Below are 2,019 nucleotides of genomic sequence, written 5' to 3' on the forward strand. Positions count from 1 at the left end.
GGGGGTGGAGGGCTTGAGGTGCTTCTCCTCGCAGAGGACGCCGCGCTCGATGATGCCGTGGAGGCGGGCGCGGGGCAGGCGGCGCAGCTTCTCGCCGAGGTAGTCCACCAGCCTCCAGCCGGCGTAGTTGGGCTCGACGACGAAGGTGATGTCGACGTAGCCCCCAGGCGCCGCGTCCTGCTGGGGGAGGGTGTCCGCTGGCGTCTCGCTCATGGCTGGCCTCGCCTCCTAACACGGCGCGAGGGGCCTCACAGCAAGCCCGCCTGCCCGGCAGACGGGGGCACGAAAACAGGTGCACATCCGCTCGCTCCAGGGGGACGCGCTGACGTTGCCAGCGGCAGCCACCTGAAGACGAGCGGACGCGCACCCGTCCGCCCCGCCCCGAGGAGTGAAAGTCTAGGCCGAAGCCGCGCGCAGCTCGGCGGGGGCCACGCCCAGCACGCGCTCGTACAGGGCGGCGATGCGCTCGGAGGCGCGGCCGTCCCACAGCTCCGGAATGCGACCCTGCTTGCCCTGGCCGTCCAGGGCGCGGTCCGCGGCCTGCTGGATGCGGACCGGGTCGGTGCCCACCACGAGGTTGGTGCCGACCTCCACGGTGATGGGGCGCTCGGTGTTCTCGCGCACGGTGAGGCAGGGAATCCCGAGCACGGTCGTCTCTTCCTGGAGGCCACCGGAGTCGGTGAAGACGAGCCGGGCCTGGGCGGTGAGCGCGAGGAACTCCAGGTAGCCCATGGGGTCCACCAGGCGCAGGCCCGGGGTGCGCTCCAGCGAGGGGCCCAGCCCCAGGTCCGTGAGGCGCTTGCGGGTGCGCGGGTGGACGGGGAAGACGACGGGCAGCCGCTCGGCCACGTGCGCCAGCGCGGTCAGCAGCCCCGTGAGCACCTTCGGGTCATCCACGTTGGAGGCCCGGTGCAGGGTGCACACGGCGTAGGCGCGCGGGCTCAAGCCCATGTCCGCGAGCGTGGAGAGCTTGAGCGCCCTGTCGCGCGCGCCCAGCAGCGAGTCGATCATCACATTGCCCACCAGGCGGATGCGCGCGGGCTCCAGGCCCTCCCGGATGAGGTTGGCGTCGGCGTCGGCCGAGGGCGTCAGCAGCAGGTCCGAGATGCGATCGGTGAGGATGCGGTTGATCTCCTCGGGCATGGCGTTGTCGAAGCTGCGCAGGCCCGCCTCCACGTGGGAGATGGGGATGCCCATCTTCACCGCCACGAGCGCGGCGGCCAGGGTGCTGTTGACGTCGCCCACCACGGAGACGAGATCCGGCTTCTGGCTGGTGAACACCTTCTCCAGCTCGAGCATCAGCCTGGCCGTCTGCTCGGCGTGGCTGCCCGAGCCGATGCCGAGATGGATGTCCGGCGCGGGCATGCCCAGGTCCGTGAAGAAGACGTCGCTCATCTTCACGTCGTAATGCTGGCCGGTATGCACCAGGCACTGCTGGAGGGCACCACGCTCGGAGAGGGCGCGGTGAATGGGCGCCACCTTCATGAAGTTGGGGCGAGCCCCGACAATATGGAGAACCTTCTTCATGGTGGGGCAACCTAGGCACGGCCCGGGGTGTGCCTAGGGGCACATGCCCCGGGGCGCATTGCAGCGTCCTGAATCTGATAGACACCGGGGCATGACCGCCGCCCGAACCGTTGCCGTCATCCCCGCCCGCTATGCCAGCACGCGCTTCCCCGGCAAGCCGTTGGCCCTCATCGCCGGCCGACCCATGGTGGAGCACGTCTGGCGCCGCTGTCAGGAGGCCCGTGCCTTCGACGAGGTGGTGGTGGCCACCGACGATGCCCGCATCCAGGAGGTGGTGGGGCGCTTTGGCGGCACGGCGGTGATGACGTCGCCGGACTGCGCCACGGGGACGGATCGGGTAGCCGAGGTGGCGAGGGCACGCCCGGACGTGGACGTGTGGGTGAACGTCCAGGGCGATGAACCGCTGGTGGACCCGGACACACTGCGGGTGCTGGCGGGCCTCTTCTCGGACCCGGAGGTGCGGATGGGCACGCTGGTGCGCCCGCTGGAGGC

2 protein-coding genes and 1 pseudogene are annotated in these 2,019 nt (G+C 70.6%); 1 reads left to right on the forward strand and 2 read right to left on the reverse strand.

Features of this window, described 5'->3' with window-relative positions; all coding sequences use genetic code 11:
* Together VF794_RS04655 and wecB are read right to left on the reverse strand one after the other, a co-directional pair.
* Nucleotides 1–213 (reverse strand): annotated as a pseudogene (locus VF794_RS04655) (RluA family pseudouridine synthase); the annotation flags it as partial.
* Between the two features lie 183 nt (nt 214–396).
* Nucleotides 397–1,527 carry a non-hydrolyzing UDP-N-acetylglucosamine 2-epimerase gene (wecB, locus tag VF794_RS04660; protein WP_331107966.1) on the reverse strand — a complete coding sequence of 377 codons (1,131 nt, stop codon included), beginning with the start codon at nt 1,525–1,527 and terminating at the stop codon, nt 397–399.
* Nucleotides 1,528–1,618: 91 nt separating this feature from the next.
* On the opposite strand from wecB, the gene VF794_RS04665 reads away from it, so the two are divergent.
* Nucleotides 1,619–2,019, forward strand: a 401-nt coding sequence (locus tag VF794_RS04665; RefSeq protein WP_331107967.1) for a cytidylyltransferase domain-containing protein, incomplete at its 3' end; no start/stop codon positions are given.

The sequence above is a fragment of the Archangium sp. genome (assembly GCF_036389735.1).
GTDB lineage: Bacteria > Myxococcota > Myxococcia > Myxococcales > Myxococcaceae > Archangium.

Coding starts and splice junctions, on each gene's coding strand:
- wecB (WP_331107966.1), bottom strand. CDS start 1,527: ATGAAGAAGGTTCTCCATATTGTCGGGGCTCGCCCCAACTTCATGAAG.